Annotated in this window: 17 protein-coding genes; 8 read left to right on the top strand and 9 right to left on the bottom strand. The window is 26.7% G+C overall.

Annotated elements, in window-relative coordinates; all coding sequences use genetic code 11:
- The first annotated feature begins 140 nt into the window (after window positions 1–140).
- Window positions 141–1052 carry a DUF4340 domain-containing protein gene (locus tag R4I97_RS04140; protein ID WP_335783827.1) on the top strand — a complete coding sequence of 304 codons (912 nt, stop codon included), beginning with the start codon at window positions 141–143 and terminating at the stop codon, window positions 1050–1052.
- On the opposite strand, the gene R4I97_RS04135 is transcribed toward R4I97_RS04140, so the two are convergent.
- From R4I97_RS04135 to R4I97_RS04115, 5 genes are all read right to left on the bottom strand, one after another.
- Complete coding sequence (locus R4I97_RS04135) at window positions 1049–1819, bottom strand: hypothetical protein (RefSeq protein WP_335783826.1); 771 nt, start codon at window positions 1817–1819, stop codon at window positions 1049–1051. The genes R4I97_RS04140 and R4I97_RS04135 overlap by 4 nt on opposite strands.
- 58 nt (window positions 1820–1877) lie before the next feature.
- Window positions 1878–3113, bottom strand: a complete 1236-nt coding sequence (locus R4I97_RS04130) for a hypothetical protein (protein ID WP_335783825.1) — start codon at window positions 3111–3113, stop codon at window positions 1878–1880.
- A gap of 216 nt (window positions 3114–3329) precedes the next feature.
- Entirely contained in the window at window positions 3330–3929 is a 600-nt protein-coding gene (locus tag R4I97_RS04125) for a hypothetical protein (RefSeq protein ID WP_335783824.1), read from the bottom strand.
- Between the two features lie 71 nt (window positions 3930–4000).
- Window positions 4001–4363, bottom strand: a complete 363-nt coding sequence (locus R4I97_RS04120; RefSeq protein ID WP_335783823.1) for a YbaN family protein — start codon at window positions 4361–4363, stop codon at window positions 4001–4003.
- Window positions 4360–4767, bottom strand: a complete 408-nt coding sequence (locus R4I97_RS04115; protein ID WP_335783822.1) for a nitrous oxide-stimulated promoter family protein — start codon at window positions 4765–4767, stop codon at window positions 4360–4362. The genes R4I97_RS04120 and R4I97_RS04115 overlap by 4 nt, the downstream gene beginning before the upstream one ends.
- Window positions 4768–5082: 315 nt before the next feature.
- Between R4I97_RS04115 and R4I97_RS04110 the strand changes: the two genes are divergently transcribed.
- Complete coding sequence (locus tag R4I97_RS04110; RefSeq protein WP_335783821.1) at window positions 5083–6672, top strand: arginine--tRNA ligase; 1590 nt, start codon at window positions 5083–5085, stop codon at window positions 6670–6672.
- Window positions 6673–6861: 189 nt separating this feature from the next.
- On the opposite strand, the gene R4I97_RS04105 is transcribed toward R4I97_RS04110, so the two are convergent.
- Window positions 6862–8259: a VWA domain-containing protein gene (locus tag R4I97_RS04105; protein WP_335783820.1), complete on the bottom strand. Its 1398-nt coding sequence runs from the start codon at window positions 8257–8259 to the stop codon at window positions 6862–6864.
- Entirely contained in the window at window positions 8243–9817 is a 1575-nt protein-coding gene (locus tag R4I97_RS04100; protein WP_335783819.1) for an AAA family ATPase, read from the bottom strand. The genes R4I97_RS04105 and R4I97_RS04100 overlap by 17 nt, the downstream gene beginning before the upstream one ends.
- 217 nt (window positions 9818–10034) lie before the next feature.
- Here R4I97_RS04100 and R4I97_RS04095 point away from each other — a divergent pair, with 217 nt between their 5' ends.
- From R4I97_RS04095 to rsmG, 3 genes are read left to right on the top strand one after another with little or no spacing between them, the layout of a single operon-like run.
- Window positions 10035–11969, top strand: coding sequence for a hypothetical protein (locus R4I97_RS04095; protein ID WP_335783818.1), 1935 nt, complete (start codon window positions 10035–10037; stop codon window positions 11967–11969).
- 27 nt (window positions 11970–11996) lie between these two features.
- Window positions 11997–12719, top strand: coding sequence for a hypothetical protein (locus tag R4I97_RS04090; protein WP_335783817.1), 723 nt, complete (start codon window positions 11997–11999; stop codon window positions 12717–12719).
- A 1-nt stretch (window position 12720) separates the two neighbouring features.
- Window positions 12721–13350, top strand: a complete 630-nt coding sequence (gene rsmG / locus R4I97_RS04085) for a 16S rRNA (guanine(527)-N(7))-methyltransferase RsmG (protein WP_335783816.1) — start codon at window positions 12721–12723, stop codon at window positions 13348–13350.
- 245 nt (window positions 13351–13595) lie between these two features.
- On the opposite strand, the gene R4I97_RS04080 is transcribed toward rsmG, so the two are convergent.
- Entirely contained in the window at window positions 13596–14009 is a 414-nt protein-coding gene (locus R4I97_RS04080; protein WP_335783815.1) for a hypothetical protein, read from the bottom strand.
- Between the two features lie 67 nt (window positions 14010–14076).
- Window positions 14077–14730, bottom strand: coding sequence for a fructose-6-phosphate aldolase (gene fsa, locus R4I97_RS04075; RefSeq protein WP_335783814.1), 654 nt, complete (start codon window positions 14728–14730; stop codon window positions 14077–14079).
- A gap of 124 nt (window positions 14731–14854) precedes the next feature.
- Here fsa and R4I97_RS04070 point away from each other — a divergent pair, with 124 nt between their 5' ends.
- From R4I97_RS04070 to R4I97_RS04060, 3 genes are all read left to right on the top strand, one after another.
- Complete coding sequence (locus R4I97_RS04070) at window positions 14855–15352, top strand: BatD family protein (RefSeq protein ID WP_335783813.1); 498 nt, start codon at window positions 14855–14857, stop codon at window positions 15350–15352.
- Window positions 15353–15363: 11 nt separating this feature from the next.
- Window positions 15364–16347, top strand: a complete 984-nt coding sequence (locus tag R4I97_RS04065; protein WP_147732040.1) for an AAA family ATPase — start codon at window positions 15364–15366, stop codon at window positions 16345–16347.
- A 414-nt stretch (window positions 16348–16761) separates the two neighbouring features.
- The gene (locus R4I97_RS04060) at window positions 16762–18291 is read left to right on the top strand and encodes an aryl-sulfate sulfotransferase (protein WP_335783812.1); all 1530 of its coding nucleotides are present in this window, start codon (window positions 16762–16764) and stop codon (window positions 18289–18291) included.
- Window positions 18292–18333 lie beyond the last annotated feature (42 nt).

Here is an 18333-nt window from a genome sequence, read left to right as displayed (position 1 = left end):
AATAGTGCTATTGTAAAGAGTAATGATTATATATGTTTGATATTGTTGTACATAATATTACATTCGTTAATACTTTACAATTTTTTTTATTTCTATATAATAATTTTTTAATTACAAATAAAATTATGGAGAATAATTTGATGGCGAATATTCAAAAGAAATATATAATACTCTCTTCTATAGTAGTAGTTCTAACAATAATTTTAATACTCACAATTACATTAAAAAATAAAGGCTATTCTCTGCCTCAATTTAAAGCTATAAATACTCAATTAAGCGAAATCTCTATTACAAGAAACAGCAATGAAACTATTACATTAAAATTTAACGATGACAAATGGATAGTAAATGATAAATATAATGCTAATGTTAATGCAGTAGAAGCTATAACAAATGCATTTAATAATATACAGCCTGTAGAGTTATTATCCAGAGGAAATAGTGAAATATTAGATAAATACAGCCTCACAGATAATGAAGCTTTAATTGTAAAAGCAAAAGATTCTTCATCTAAAGAAGTTAGAAATATAAGATTTGGTATGAAGGCTAATTTTGGAAACTTAGTATATGCACAAATTAATAATGATAAAAATGTTTATTTGATTGGAAATATACCAATTAACCCCAAAGATATATTTGATAAAACTGAAGATGACTTAATAAATAAAACTATATCATCTGTAAAAATTGATGACATAAATAAAATAAGTATATCATATAATAACAATTCATACACTATAGAAAAAACTGATTCTACTAATTGGACAAAAACTTGGAATAGTCAAAATGCCAATCAAAATGATATATATAGTTCTTTATATTCTATTGCCAACCTTGAAGCAGACGGACTTATAAAAGATGATATTCAAAAATCTAACTTATTATATAACATAGAGATATATCTATCAGATGGCAAAACTGTAAATTATAATATATATTCTAAATCAAATAATTATGAGATAGAATTAGTAAATGATAATAATAGATATTATTTGTTAGAATCTAATTTTCAAAACTTAGAAGAAAAAATAAATGATATAATAAAAAATTAAATATCATCGTCTAATGTTGCATTAGTAACAAAATCTCTATTTAAGAAATATAATGATATCAATATTTTAAAATAAGTATCAAAAAAATATAGTATTATCATAGACAAAAAATAATATAATACTCCTTCTCTTGTATCTATTGGAGCAGATGGAAAAGTAATTATAAATGCATTTTGAAACAACACTATAAAAGCAAGTATAGATAAAGATTTAAAAAACTTAGGCTTTACCAAAGAAAAAGAATATTTAATCGCATCTATACCCCAAGTATGCCTCAAAGCACATATATTTGTAGTGAACATAAATAAAATCATGAGCACTATTCCAGGAAATATAAAAAAAGAAAGTCCAAAGAAATATATAATTATTGTGATAATAGAAGTTATCAATATTGGAATTATCATTTGAAAGGTTTTAACTATTGCATAAGAAGCTGTTCTAATTTTATCGTAAACTAAACCTTCTACTAACAATGCAATAGCGGCCGTTGAAATAATATCCAAAAACCAAGATAAAAACAAATTAATATAAAATCCTTCATTAACCTCATTTTGAAACCAATCAATAATATCTTTAGGAGTTTGCATCTTTGCAGGGTCAAACATCGCAGGCGGAAAATATATAGTTGTAATTATCGTAGGCATTGCACATAGAAAACCAACTAACAAAAAATTAACAAAATTATGTCTAAAAAGTGAAAATGATAAAGTAAATAAATCAACTAATTCAAAATCTTTTTTTTCTAATGCTTTTCTTAATGAGAGCATAATAATCCTTAAATAAAATAATACTTCATTATATATTATAAAAAATTAAATACAATTTTTATTCTAAACCATATATTTTAAAAAATTCACTTAATATGGTATGCATTATTATTCTTTTTTTGTCGTAGTCCAAATTACGTGTGAGCTCTATACCATAAGCTTCTATTCCCTTTTCTGCTGCATAATAGGTTATAGTTGTAGGCATTGGATAATACATTTGTTTGAACTTAAATCTCATAGGCTCTATTCTTGAGTTTATATTATCAAGCACCTTTTTTACATTATCATCTAATTTTCTGCTGTCATATATAATGGAATCTCCAAAAAACTCTTTAAAACCATTCCCCTCATGAAGCGTAAGTACAACATCTATATTATATTCATCAAGCATATCCATATATTTTTGTGCTAATTTATCTGTATCAGTTCTATTAATCTTCTTGTCAAAAAATCTGTTATTAATATCTTGTCCTTCTATTGCACGAGTATTGAGTCTATAAGCCTCAGGAACTGCTATCGGTACTACAGTTAAACTTCCTCTTTTTATAGGCATGTTAAGTCTTTCTATTGCCACATCAGTACCAACTCTCTCGCTGCCATGCGGAACTATTAAAAATACATTAGGTCCTTTTTTTGGGTGAACTATCCTATATATTGTAGTTTCATTTTTACTGCCTTCTAATATGGTAAAATTATATCTCTCTATTCCTTCGTTTAAATGGTCATTCATCTCTATTTCTAATTGTCTTGAAACATTTTCTAATAAACTTCTCTCATTTTCATTAATATTATAAGGACCATTCATAGAAGAGTTTATTAATGTTTTATTGAAAGGCTCTAAATAATATGATATACCTAATGACTCAACTAACTCTATTCTCACAGCATTATTATGACTTAATATTGTAAGATTATTGTCATAAGAAATTATAGCAAATGATTTTCCTTTAAAACTGTATGATTTATTATCTTTATTTATAGTGATTTTTACTTCATCATTATGTTTGCTTTTTACATATATATATCCAAAATCAAGAGTAAATTTATTATCTTTAAATGTTAATTTAGATTCAGGCATTAATATTATAGATTTCTCTCCATTATCTATAACCATATATGAAGATTCTTTTGTAGATATAGAAAAATAATCATCAGGAAAACTTTTTTTTATATCTATATCAGAATGCTCTTTATTAACGATAACAGAGGCTTCACCCTGTCTTGATATCACCTTAAAATTATTAGCAAATAGTGAATTAATAGCAATAAAAAGTATTATAATTATTTTTTTCATTTATTCTACGCCAATTATTAATTTAGTCTATCTTTTTTATTGTCGTTTAAAAACAAAAATGCTTTAAATAAAAACTTCTTTTAGAAACTTTTTTATGTATATAAAATAATTGTGTTTTAGGTATTTTTATAATGTAATGGTAAAAATCAATTGTTTAATTATAATTAAATCTATTATAAAAAATTGTTTTTATAAACAGCAATTCAATATTACACATTAAAAATAATATCTCGCACCAATGCTCATTCTGCCGAATCCTGCCTTATTAATTTTTGATGGATATCCTAACTCTTTGCCATTTAACACCAAATGAAGTCCGCCGCCAAACTCTAAGATTATACCTACATGTTTACTTACATTTATATTAAAACCTGCCCCACCGCCAACTTCAAAATAGTAAGGCTCACTAAATAAAAACTTTCCGCTTTTATCAGCATCAAAAGATAAAAATCCAAAACTTCCAAAAGCAAAACCGTATCTTGATATGCTTATAGCTCCTTTATATTCATCATCTTCTCCAAATATAAACTTTTGCATAATGCCTAATTGATACATTTGCGGATTGTCATCGTATATTTTTGAGCCTACAACAGAAGTATAACTTTTTATCTGAAAATGACTGTACTTCATTAACTTAAAACCAAATTCTATATTAACAGATGTTTTTATTGAATCTGCACTGCTGAATAAACCTATAGAAAAAAATCTGTTATCAAGCACAGACTGAAAACCTTTTTTTTCATCTTCTTGTGAGTATAATTTATTACAAAATAATGATAAAAATATCATATTTATTACAAGTGTATATTTTACCATAAATTATTTCTCCTAAACAAAATTGAAATATTTTTGTGTATGTATTTAAAAGTTATTTTTATTTATATTGCTTATTCTTTTATTGTTTTTATTTGCGTGAAGAAGTATAGATATTTGCCTATAAATAATACAACTAATAATATTCTTGCATGCAAATTATTAACAAATATAAATGCCGCTATAAGCATACAGCTAACAGGAAGAAGTATTGTTAATTTAGATTTTAATGTCATAGCCCTTGAATTAACAAAACTCTCTAAATGTTTTTTGTATAGTTTTGTAGACATAAACCAATCATGAAACTTTTTAGAACCCTTAGCAAAAAAGAATGATGCTAATAATAAAAATGGTGTTGTAGGAAGTATCGGAACAACTATTCCTACAGCTCCTATAGCCACGCATATAAAGCCTAAAATTATTAATAATGTTTTCATATAATGCCTTTAAAATCTAATTTTTTACTTTTTATAAAATTATGCTTAATCATAACAAAGACATGTTTTAATGCTATTATAGGGTGATAGATTAGCATTATTTTTCCAGAAAAAGACATAATTTGTTTTACTTTGTTTTTGATATTTCTTTTATAACATTGTTTTGGGCAGGCACTGCAGAAAGTTTTTGTTTTTATAAATCTGCAATTATTTGTTCTCTCTATTGAGTAATTGTATATTTCTTCGCACTCTTTGCATAGAGGTTTACTTCCAAATGTTTTACAGCAAATTTTTTGATAATCTTTATGATGATGTTTGCAGTAAAGATTAATCATATAAAACATTACTTTCTTTTCATTTTCTATTTTTTTATATAATTTGCCATTTGGGTTTTTACATTGCATTTTATAAAACTTTTTACATATTGGGCACCTTTTTTAGATACCCAATATACTATTCCCAAAAATCAATATTTTAATAAAAGTTCAAAATAGTTATTATATAAACAATTTCATAATTAATATTTAGTTTGTATGGACTATTAACTAACATTTAAATATTGTTAGTGTATTCTAACATTTTTTAGAAAAATGTCAATATTATACTACAAATATTAACAATATATAATTATTTAAATACATTAAAATATATACTTGCAGAAGTTGTAAACTTTGATATACTATAAAAGCTATTTTCTAAATATTTTTTGTGGAGAGGGTATGCTTAAAAGAATAGTATCAGATATAATAAAAGAAGCTTTATGCAATTATTTAAAAGACACAAACATAGAGAACATAGATTCTTATATAGATATAGGATACACTGTAGATGAGAAGTTTGGAGACTATGCTTCACCTGTAGCTATGAGGCTTGCCAAACTTCTTAAAAAAAATCCTTTTGATATAGCTAATGATATTGCAAAATTAATAGATAAAAAATATTTTGACAATGTTGAAGTTGCAAGACCTGGGTTTATAAATTTAACATTATCAAAAGATTATATAAATGAATGCGTAAACAAATTATTAGAAGATGATGATTACGGCAAGAACTCTGCAGAAGATAAGAAAAAAATATTAGTTGAGTACGTAAGTGCTAACCCCACAGGCCCTCTTCATATTGGTCATGGAAGATGGGCTGCTATTGGAAGTGCTTTATCAAATATACTTAAATATGTTGGTCATGATGTGTATCAAGAGTTTTATGTTAATGATGCGGGAGAGCAGATAACAAAGCTTAATGAGAGTGTTAATGCTGTAAAAGAAGGAAGAGAGATTCCTGAAGATGGATATCATGGTGCTTATATTAAAGATATTGCTAAAATGGAAGGCGTGCCGAAAGATATAATATTAGAACAGCAAAGAAAGCTATTAGAGAGATTTCGCACATATATGGACAATTATGCTTCTGAACTCAAGATAAGAGAGGGCGGGGAATTAGAAAAGACTATAGATTATTTAAATGAAAAAGGGCTTTTATTTGAAGAGGATAATGCTACATGGTTTAGAAGCACTAAATACGGAGATGATAAAGACAGAGTTGTAAAAAAAAGTAATGGTTCATACACTTATTTTGCACCAGACATTACATATCACAAAAACAAAATAGACAGAGGATATAAATATTTAATAGATATATTGGGTGCTGACCATCATGGTTATGTGCCTAGGATTACTGCTGCCGTGAGAGCTGTGAGCGATGATACTGCTGATTTAAAAGTTATACTTGGGCAGTTGGTTCGCTTATACAGAGGAAATGAGCTTGTGAGAATGAGCAAGAGAACTGGGGACATGATTAGCCTTGAAGAGGTTATTGATGAGATTGGTGTTGACCCTACAAGATATTTTCTTCTTATGCGTTCCTATTCTAGTTCATTAGATTTTGACTTGGAGCTTGCAAAAAAGAAAGATAATGATAACCCTGTTTATTATGTTCAATATGCTTATGCGAGAGTTTGCAATATTTTCTTCAAGTTAGAAGAGAAAAATATGAAGTATGATTATAATAAAAAATTTGATATCAATAAAATATCTAATGAAAGCACTTTGAAACTTGCTAAGATGATATTAAGATTCCCTGATGAGATTTATGAATCTGCTAAGTCTTTAGAGGTTTATACTTTATTAAATTATACTTATGATGTTGCTTCTGCTTTGCATAAGTTTTATTATGACAATATTGTATTAGAAGAAAATGATGACATAAGACAGGAAAGACTTACTTTAATAAGAGCTGTTAAAAAGATTCTTGGTATATGTTTTGATATTATAGGCATCACAAAAATAGAAAGAATGTATGATAATAATTAAAAGCAATTAAAAAATATATTAAAAGAGCATACAATTTTTTTAAAGCATATAAAGAAAAATTGACTTTTTTGCAGCATTTATTATAAAAATATTTAATTATTAAATCTTTTTTAATACAGAATGCAAACTCAAAAAATAAACTCAACTATAATATTATATCAATACATGCAATTAGAAATATTTAAAAAATTAATAAATCTCTTTTATACCGTTTCCTATATCAAAAATCCAATGCCTATTAAAAACTTTTTTATAAGAATAACCAAAAGGAAACTTGCCTATAGACACAGCAAAAAAATTGTTTCCCTCTTTTCTCTGTTTTAAACATATATCAACCAAATATTGAGGCATGTCTTCCATTATAAAATCTGATATCACAAGCACATCATTATTATTATAATTTTTCATTATCCTGTTTGCTTCATAGAGAGCCTTGTATATATCAGAGCCTCCGTAGTAGCTAAGTTTTAAGAATTTTATAAGTTCATCTACGCCGCTATTTTTATTAAATTTATATGTGTATATTTCTGTGCTGAAGTTAATAAGATAAGCATTTCTATTTTCTGCTACAGCCCTCATCAATATTTTAAACATTATAGATTTAGCAATATATTCGTTTACTCCTTTCATAGAGCCGCTTGTGTCTATGCATATAATCATATCTCCTTTGCCGTCTTTATAGCCTGATGCGGTTTTGTTTTTATCTAATTCATCAAATGCATAATAACTTTTATCAAAGCACATAATTCTGTTTTCTATATATTTTAGTTTAAACAATTTTTCTGCTTCCTCATTGCAAAGAAGTGAAAGCTCCTCTGGAATAATGTTTTCTATGTCTTTAGAAAAATAAATGCCCGATATCTCATCTTTAGAATCAATCTTTTTGTTTGTATATGAATAATTATTTTTTAATTCTATGTTTTTGGTTATTTTTTCTATATCTATTTTTTTTCCTATAGAGTCTGCTATTTTGTCTATATAATTATTTTTATCAATATTGTCTATAAACTTAACCCATCTCTCTAATAAAGAAATATCCTCTTCTTTTAATTCACCAACTCTAAAATCCCATAACACAGCAGTTTTTATTCTAAGTATATTAGACATATATCTTAATCTTTTTAATAATTTAATCCAAGATTCTATATCATTAATAAACTTATATCTTTTTTCTTTAATAGTGTTTATAGTCCATTCATTATTTTTTTTATTGTAAACTTCATTCCAATTTGATATTATATTTTTCTTTATGGCGTTTAAATTATTGTTTTCTAATTTATCAAGCCAAAATTTTGTGTCTACATCAAGTGAGTTAAACATATTCAAATTATTTATTATATCTTTTTTGCTAATATCTTTTTTCTCTAATTCTTTTTTTGCTATTTCTAATTCTCTTTTATTTTCTATATATGGATTATTGCTAGATATATAATCATTTAAATCTTTTTTCCATTTTTCAATTTTGGTTTCTAATTCTTTTTCTATTCTTTCATCTTTATTAAATGAGCTGTAAAAAACTCCCCTTGCCATTTTCTCTGTTTTTTTTATTTCTTCTTTATAAGAATTATTATTAATAGATTGTTTCATGGTTTTCTATTTCGCTTTTTAACTTTTCAGCATTTAATTTTTCGCTTTCAAGGTTATCTATATAATCATCAAATATATCTCTAAAAAAATTAAACTCTTCATCAGACATAAATATATTTCTTGATATTTCAAAATTGTTTTTAATTTTGGAAATAATATTATCAATCTCTAATAATAAGTCATTTAGAATATTAATATATTTCTCTTTTTTCTCTTTTTCTATTTTTTTAGGATTTAATCTTTTAATATGATATTCAGCCTCAAACTCAAACAATGCTTCATAATTTTTTGAAAGTCTGTTTGATAATAAACCATTTGTTTTTACGGCAGAGTTTATTTCAACAACGCATTTATCGCTTCCCAAAAAATTGCATCTAAACTTTTTTGTTTGATTTCTGCTAATGTCTAATGGATAAAAATATCCGTTTTTCTGTAATTGTTTTATTGGTATGTAAATAATAGTTTCAGCTTTATTATTATATTCGTCCATAACAATATCAAAGCTTTTTGCTATATAATGCCTATCATCAATATTTTCTGTATCATAAACTTTCTCTAAGTAAAAACATTCATTGTCAATATTTGTTTTTATATTTTCAAAATTGTTTTTCCATTCATCTATTAAATCATTAAAATTATAATATCGTTTAATGGCGTTTTCAGTAATTTTTTTTACAGCTTCAATATGCTCTTCTACGCTCCATAAACAATTATAAATAATAAAGCAATCATAAATATCAACTTCTTCTTTACCGCTTAAATAAGCCGAGAGTTTCAATAAATATGCTATATGCTGCCATCTTCTGTCTGATACATATATATTAATATTCTCTTCATTAAACTTATCTATAGAAAGTTTTATATAATGAATAATATCAATAACAGTTTTTGAAAGTTTAATATTATTAGCATTCTTTCTAATTTGCATCCATTCATCTGTTGATATTTTTAAGTTATCATCTATATCTACAAAAGAAGATAGTTCTGTGTTTTGAAGTATCTTTTCAAAGTTATCTTTGTTTTTTATATTTTTTATATTTAAACGCATTATAAATCTATCATACAATGCTTCAAGACCTTGACCTTCCGGAGGAGTTTCATTGCTTGCCGAGATTAATGCTTTTAATGGCACTTTTATTTCATTTACACCATTTTTAAATATTCTTTCGTTTATTATAGTAAGAAGTGTGTTTAGTATAGCGGGACTACTTTTCCAAATTTCATCTAAAAAAGCAAAGTCAGCATCTGGCAAATAACCTTCAATTTTTCTTATATATCTATCGTTTTTTAATTCTTCCAAACTAATAGGTCCGAATATGTCTTCTGGAGTGCTGAATCTTTGCATCAAATATCCAAAGTATTTTGAATCTTTAAATGCATAAGATATTCTTTTTGCTATAAAGCTTTTTGCCGTTCCTGGAGGTCCATATAAAAATATTGGTTTTCCTGCTATTGCACTTAATAGAGTTAATGCTACAATATTTTCTCTCTCATAAAGCCCATTAGAAAGTAATTTTATAATATTTTCTATTTTTTTAGATATATCAGTATTTTTCATAAAACTCTCTCACTTGTTTAAGTATATCATAGCTATATTATTATTTAAAGTAATTATATTTAGTAATGCTTAATTTACTTTTATATGTTTTTTTGATATAATTAATAAAAAAGTTAAATAAATCATTTTACAAAAATAGTTATCTTATGATTTTTTATATAATTGACGAATATATAATAATTAATAAATAAATTTAATAAGCCTATGCGGGGTAAATATGTATAAATATATATTACTAATATTTATAATTGGGTTGAATCTTCTTAATGCACAAACTTCTTTAAGCAATGATTATTCTTCTACAAATAGCTACAGCGAAGATGGATATATTAGAAATGAAGAAGAAGCAAGGGCAGCATATAGTTTTGCTCTATACTATAAAGAAAAAGCATTAGCAAGCGGAGTTCGCAATCAAGAGGCAATTAATAATTTAGAAAATGCTAAAGTTATATTAAAAGAGGTTTTAAAATATATACAAGATGATGATATATATATTTCTCTTGCTGAAACTCATGAGGCTTTAGGAGAAATTGAGGAGAGTATAAAGATATATGACTTTCTTGTATTAAACAATCCTCAAAATATAGATATATTAATTAAGGCGGCTGAGAGAAACATATTTTTTGTAGGAGATTTAAAAAAAGCAAAGTATTATCTTGAAAATGCGTATGAGATAGACAGAAATTATAATGACACTTTAATATTATTAGGGTTTATTAATTTTAATGAGAGAGAGTTTCAAAATGCTGTTTATTATTTTGATAAGGTAAATACTTCAAAACCAGCAAGTAAAAATTATTTGCAGTATTATAATTTTTATTATGGAATGTGCAATTTTTATTTAAGCAGATTTCAAAATGCTATAGATAGACTAAACAGAGTTAATTATAATTCTCTATCAGATAGAGATAAGCAAGAAGCGGCATTTGCTGTAATAAAAAGCTATCAGGCATTAGAAAACTATGATGAAGCGTATAGTAAAAGTTTAGAAAATAATAATGCCTCTGTTTTAAGTGCTTATTTAAGTTTTATGGCAGATAAATATAATGAAGAATTATTTGCACAAATAAATAATAGTGTTAATATTCCGCAAGTATTATCTGTTATTATAGAAGCTAAAAATAATGGATACAGCAATGCTTTAAATATCATAGAAACAGATATAGACAGAGCCAAAATAGATTTAGATATAATTCAAACATACTATAAGCTTGTAAATGAAATAGGAAGCAAAGAAGAAAAAATAAAAGCAGAGATGGATATTATTAGTTTTTATTTAATGCTTGGCAATATAGACGCTTTGCCTAAACATATAGAAAATATTATTAATTATGACAGCAAAAATGAAAAACTATATACACTATATTTACAAGCTGCTTTGAAGTTTAAAGAGCAAAATAATAAAGAAGCTGCAAAAGAAATGCTTTATAAATATGCTTCATTAAAGAAAGGCAATATAGCAGAAAATGAATTAGTATCTTTGGTTATGACTTCTGCAGATATAGGCGAATATGATTTTGCTATAAAAAATATTGAAAAGTTTGAAAAACAAAAAGATTATTATAGTTATTTGAAATCTTATGTATATTATTTAAATAATGACTTTGATAATGCTAATAACTTTTTAAATAAAGATTTAGAGTTTTTCAAGAAGAATAAAAATCTTAATACTAATGATTATAGATTAAATATACCTTATGTTACAGCACTTTCTGTTTCTAATACTAACTCTATTATGGAATATGCTAATTTTAAATATTCTATAAATAAAGATTCTGCTGAAGGTTTAAATAGTTTAGCTTGGGCTTTGATATATTTAAATATTGATGTAGATAAAGGAATATCACTTGCTAAAGATGCTGTAAAAATAGAACCTAAATCTCCTCATTATATAGATACTTTAGGCTTTGGATATTATTTAAAAGGCAATTATGATGAGTCTTTAAAATTGTTATTAAAGGCAGCATTTTATGCAGATGAAACATCTAAGGCTGAAATTTATTCACATTTAGCAGATGTTTATTATGCTAAAAAAGATTTTGATAGTGCATTAAAATATTATAGAAAATCAATCTCTTCTATTTATAAAGATAGTAGTTTTGATTCAAAGAAAATAGAAGAGAGAATATCATCAATAGAAAACAATAAATAAAAAACAAAATAAGAGAGGTTAGAAATAATGATAAAAAAAAGAGTGCTTTATATATTTTTATTTATATTTTTTGTAGGCACATTATTTGCTCAAAATGAACAGGAAGTGATGAAAGAGGCTTTTGATAAGTTTTCAAAATCTCCATTTACTTCTATTTATTCATCTGGCGGAGCTTTTTACAGCGGAGATGATTTAGACCAAATGCCTATGATAGTTAATTATTATAAAAATGAAAATAATAATAAATATATGACAGCATTAGACGGACTTTTAGGCGGTGTTATAATGGATGCTAAAGTTATTAACAATGAACTTACATTATACACGCAAGATTCTGGTGAGACTATCAAAAGAAACTTTAATACATTTGCATTAGAAGCTCCTATTATGCGTTTTCCAAAGCTTTATGCAGATATATTAGATTATAAGTTTATAGATTTAAATAAAAAAATAATAAGCAGCAATATCACATTAGGTAAGAATTGGCATACTTTAAAAATTGGCTACAACGACAGAGTTGATACTATAGTTTTTTCTGCTTCCACTTTCCGTGTAAGAAGTTTTTCTACTTCATTTATGGATAATGTTGTTAATGTTGAATTGGGTTCTTATACTACAGTTAATAATATACCATACCCTAAAGAATTTATTATGAAGAGTAAAACCGATAAAAGAGAGATTCGCTATAATGTTACGAATGTTTCTGCTGGCAATAATGCCAAAAATGCAGCTAAAAAATTAGGCTGGTAATATGATTTATGATGATTTGTGTATTGAATTAGATAAATTATCTTTATTTAAAGATGATGATAATGATGTAAAAAAAAGAAAGATAATAGATTATGCATCTTTAGCTATGGATTATAATAAAAATATAAATATAACAGGAGCTAAAGATATTCAGACATTTTTAGATGAGCATATTCTTGACTCGCTTTTAGCTTTAGATGTATTTAGAGATTATGATAATATTATAGATGTTGGAAGCGGAGCGGGTTTGCCTTCTATTCCGCTTGCTATAATGTATAATGATAAAAAGTTTACACTATGCGAGTCTAAAAATAAAAAATCAGATTTTTTAATTTTAGCTAAAGAGAAATTGCATCTCACTAATGTAAATGTTATATCAAAAAATGTATATGAATTAAAAGAGAAATATGAGACTATTACATCAAGGGCATTTTCTGATATAAAAACTCTTATTAGAATATTTAAAAAAATAAAAACTAAAAATGCTTCACTAATAGCATATAAGGGAAAACTTCAAACAATAGAAGAAGAGCTTAAAGAGATTAACGATATACATAAATATGAAGTTAATATAGTGAAGTTAGCTTCGAAGGAAAAAGAAAGACATTTAGTGATAATAAGAGACAAATAGTTTATATTGATTTTTTTCTTGTTCTTTTTCCCGCAGCAAAAAGAACCAAAAAGTGCGAGCGTTTTTAGCTTTATATTTGGAATATATAAAATAATATCTCTATGTTTTCGTATACATAAAAAGCTATAGTTCATTAAATGCAGTCCTTTTGCTTCTTTGGGTCACCAAAAGAAGTGGGGTGCTACCCTACGGGCACGCTTCGCAGGGGGCAAAGCCCTGCAAATAAAAAACTTAAAAAATATCTTTTATTTATTAGAAAATATATTCTTTATATAATCATAAGGGAGCATTGTGTTTTTATCTGTATAATAGAAATATCCAATTGAGGCTGTGTCTTTTGAATATATTATAATATCATTTGGTATATTTTTGTTTGTGCTTATTATATTTATTTTATAGCTGTTAGTATTTGCTTTAATAATTGGTATTGTTTTATTTAGAGATATGCTATTTAAACTTTTTATAATAAAGTCTATATCGTTTGTATTTGTGATGTTTAATATTTTATTTTGATATTCTACAGTAATTTTTTCTACGCTTTGAGGGTAGCAATTTATACCGTTGATTGGTGTTTTGTACCATAATATCAGTATGATAATTATAAATAATGGTATTAGGCTAACAAGTTTTTTTATATTTTTTTTAATATTATTTTTCATCGACTATAATAAAAAATTAGCTTTACATTTTTATTAATGCAAAGCTAATGTAAATATTAATTATAAATTATTTACCAAAAACAGCTTCATAATCTTTTTTGAATTTTTCTATACCTTGGTCAGTAAGAGGGTGTTTAGTCATTTGTTCAATTACACTATAAGGCACTGTAGCAATATCAGCACCAGCCAAAGCACATTCTGTAACATGTATAGGATGGCGAACACTTGCTGAAATTATTTCTGTTTCTATTGCATGTGTAGCAAAAATATCAGATATTGTTCTAATAAGTTCAAGTCCGTCAGTAGATATGTCGTCAAGTCTTCCTATAAAAGGAGAAACATAAGTTGCACCTGCTCTTGCCGCAAGTAATGCCTGATTAGCAGAAAATATTAAAGTAACATTAGTTTTAATTCCTTCTTTAGATAATACTTTTACAGCTTTTAAACCTTCTACAGTCATAGGGATTTTTACTACCATATTTTTATGTATTTTAGCTATCTCTCTTGCTTCAGCTATCATGTCTTCTGCTTTTACGGTAGTGGCTTTTACCTCTCCAGAAATAGGTCCATCAACTATTGTAGTAATTTCTTCTATTGTTTTTTTAAAATCTCTTCCCTCTTTTGCTATTAATGATGGGTTTGTAGTAACTCCGCATATAACTCCCATATCATTAGCTTTTCTAATCTCATCAACATTAGCTGTATCTATAAAAAATTTCATTATAATACTCCTATAAATATATTTTATTTATTAATTATATATTTAATTTTATTTAATTTCAATTTATTATATAATCTATTTAATTAGGTTGACTTTTTTGCGTTTTATTATAATCTAAAAAGCTATGAGATATTATATTATTTTGCTTGTAATGATTATTAATAGTGCAGTTTTTTCTATGGTTTCTGTTGAAGGTAAAGTTAATAGAAAGAGTATATATAAGTGGCAGAATATAAAATATACTTTAACTTTTACAGGAGATGCTAATAGTTTTAAGGCTGAAGGGTTAGATGAAAACTCTATAAGCGATTTTGAGATAATAAACAAAAGAATAGAAAGCGAAACTATAGACAAAGAAAACTCTGATATAAAAACTATATACAAAATAATATACACATTAAAGCCAATTAATAAAGGCAAATTAAAAATACCAGAATTAGAGGCTCGTTATTATGAACTTGAGAGGGGAAATAATTTAATACCCAATGAAGAGCCTTTGAGTGAATATAATATTAGAGTGTTCGGCAATTCTTTTTTAATTATAATGATTGGGCAATGGGTACTTATAGTTCTTATAGTATACTTATTATATAAATTTATAAAAAAACAGCATAAAAATTAAATGGAGAGTTTATGACTAAGGATTTACAGGCTATTTCAGAAGCAGCCAATGCAGCATTAGATGTTGTGAATGCAGTAAAAGATGAGATTAAAAAAGTGATAGTTGGGCAAGAGAATATGATAGATAAGCTTTTGCTTGGCATAATATGTGATGGTCACGTGTTGCTTGAAGGAGTACCGGGACTTGCAAAAACACTTACAGTAAAAACTTTAGCTTCTACAATAGATGCAACTTTTAAAAGAATACAGTTTACACCGGATTTGCTTCCTGCAGATATTATTGGTACAGAGATATACGATATTAAAAATTCTGTTTTTTTACCAAAGCAAGGACCAATATTTTCAAACATTATACTTGCAGACGAGATAAACCGTTCGCCTGCTAAAGTGCAATCTGCTTTGCTTGAGGCTATGGAAGAACATCAGGTTACAATAGGTGATAAAACCTATAAACTTCCAGAAGTATTTTTAGTATTAGCTACTCAAAACCCAATAGAACAAGAAGGTACTTATCCTTTGCCAGAGGCACAAGTTGATAGGTTTATGCTAAAGGTAATTGTTAAATATCCTCTAAAAAGCGAAGAGAAAACTATAATAAAAAATATGTCTTCTTCAAAGCCAGAGGAAGTAAAACCTATTACAACAATAGAAACAATAAACAAATTAAGAATATTAGCTAAACAGATATATATAGAAGATAAATTATTAGACTATATAGTTAATATAATAGATGCTACAAGAAACCCAATAGAATATAAGCTTAAAGAGGAGTATATTGATTATGGTGCTTCTCCGAGGGCTGGTATATATCTTACAAAGGCAGCTAAGGCTAATGCTATGATGAACGGCAGAGGCTTTGTAATACCGGAAGATATTAGGGCAGTTGCTTATGAGGTTTTAAGACATAGAATTAGTGTAAGTTACGAGGCACAAGCTGAGAATGTGAGCAGCGATATGATTATAGAAGAGCTTCTTTCAAACATCAATGTGCCTTAAAAGTTGTACAAGAAGTTGTAAGCATATTTAATATAATTTTTAAAAATTAAAATATATATTTAAAAATTTTAAGTTAGTAATTTTTTATTGTTCTTTTTCCCGCAGTTACACACCTAAAGGTACTTCCTTCGGTCGCGGTGTGGACTTCGTCAAAGAACGAAAAAGTGCAAGTATTTTAATTTTATACATTTGTATAGGTATTGAATAAATATAATACATATATAAAGGTATAAGAATGCAGTCTTTTTGCTTCTTTGGGTCATACCTATAGGTACTTCCTTCGGTCGCCAAAAGAAGTGGGGTGCTACCCTACGGGCACGCTTCGCAGGGGGCAAAGCCCTGCAAATATTTAAAATTTAAGTTATTAGAAAATAAAAAATTTTTTAGTATATATATTATATTTAGGTGCTGATTATGAAAAACATTCTATTAACCTTTTTATTTACTTTTTTATTTATAGTAAACTGTAGTGCAAATGAAAAGGAGTTGGAAGAAAATACTATTGACCCTAATAAACTCACACCATTAGGCACTATAATATTAAACCCTTATGATATAGCTCCATTATCTGCTTCTTATGTTATAAGCAATACAAACAATTACCCAATAACTGTAACTGTCAAAGGGCTATACAATGAACCTGATATAATTCACACCTATCCTGCTAATTACGGCAAAGAGTTTGAAATACATGGTCTTTTCCCAGAAGCTACAAATACAATTATTATAAATGATGCAGGAAGAGAAATCATAGAAAATCATTATATAAAAAAGATTTATCATGATGATGTGTACATTGATTCAAAATATACTGTAGAAGTTAATAAACTTACAAACGACGACGGCAATAATCCTGAGTTATATTTTATTCAGTATTTTAATGGCTGGTACCCTACTGCTACTATAGGTATATCAAAAAATGGTTATGTGAGATATTTTATTAAAGGAGTTACCGCTTCAAAAATCGCTATAGAGGGCAATAAGTTTTTAATATATCCTATGTATGAAGGAAAAATTTATAATATGCTTGGAAAGGAGCTTGTAAAATATCCGAGCAATTCTCATCATGACACAATAAAAAAAGATGATAATTATATTTATTTATCTGCAAGTAAATGGGGCGGAGATGATGAGATTACAGAGATTGACTTTTCTGGAAATATAGTAAGGAAAATGGCTTTTGCTTCTATTATAAGAGATATAGTGCTTCCTAATAATGATAAAAATGAAATAAGAATATTAAATAGGATAGTATTTGATGAAAATAATATATTTACAGATGAAAACGGCAAGCAGAAATCTATAGACTGGTTTCATGCTAATTCGCTTGTTTATGATAAAGACACTGATATACTTTATATCTCTTCAAGGAATTTAGGAGTATTTGCAATTGACTACAGCGACTGGAAACTTATATGGTGGTTTGCAGATGGAACTTTAAATACAAGAACAGGAAACGCTTATGGTCAGATTCCTTATAAAGATAATTTAGGAGATTTGCCTTCATTGGATGCATACAGAGTAAAAGGAGATGCACTTACAGACGGACCAAAAAATCAGCATGCATTAATACTTTTAGAAAATGGAAACTTAGGCATGCTTGATAATCAGGGAGATGCAAACAGAAACTCTAAAGGCTCAAGATATGTAGAATATAATATTACAGGAGAGCATGGTTCTTATACTGCAATCAAAACAGATGAGTTTAGAGATGCTTCGCTTTATTCGAGAATTACTTCAGATGCTGACATTAAAGGAAATAATTTGCTTTTAACTTATGGTACTATAAGAACTGTATTAGAAGTAGATAAACAAACCAAAGAAATTTTATTTAAAGCTAAGTTTGATATGCCAAAGTCGGAGTTATATTACAGAGCAGACAAATTGCCTTTATATTACGAAGATGGAAGAGAGTACTTTGAAGACGCTAACATAAAGAATTGATTATTGATATATATTTGAAATTTTTAGGTTATTAATTTTTTA

The sequence above is a fragment of the Brachyspira pilosicoli genome, assembly GCF_036997485.1.
GTDB classification, from domain to species: domain Bacteria; phylum Spirochaetota; class Brachyspiria; order Brachyspirales; family Brachyspiraceae; genus Brachyspira; species Brachyspira pilosicoli_C.
The sequence above is the reverse complement of the archived record's forward strand: the minus strand, read 5'-3'. Positions and strand labels throughout refer to the sequence as shown.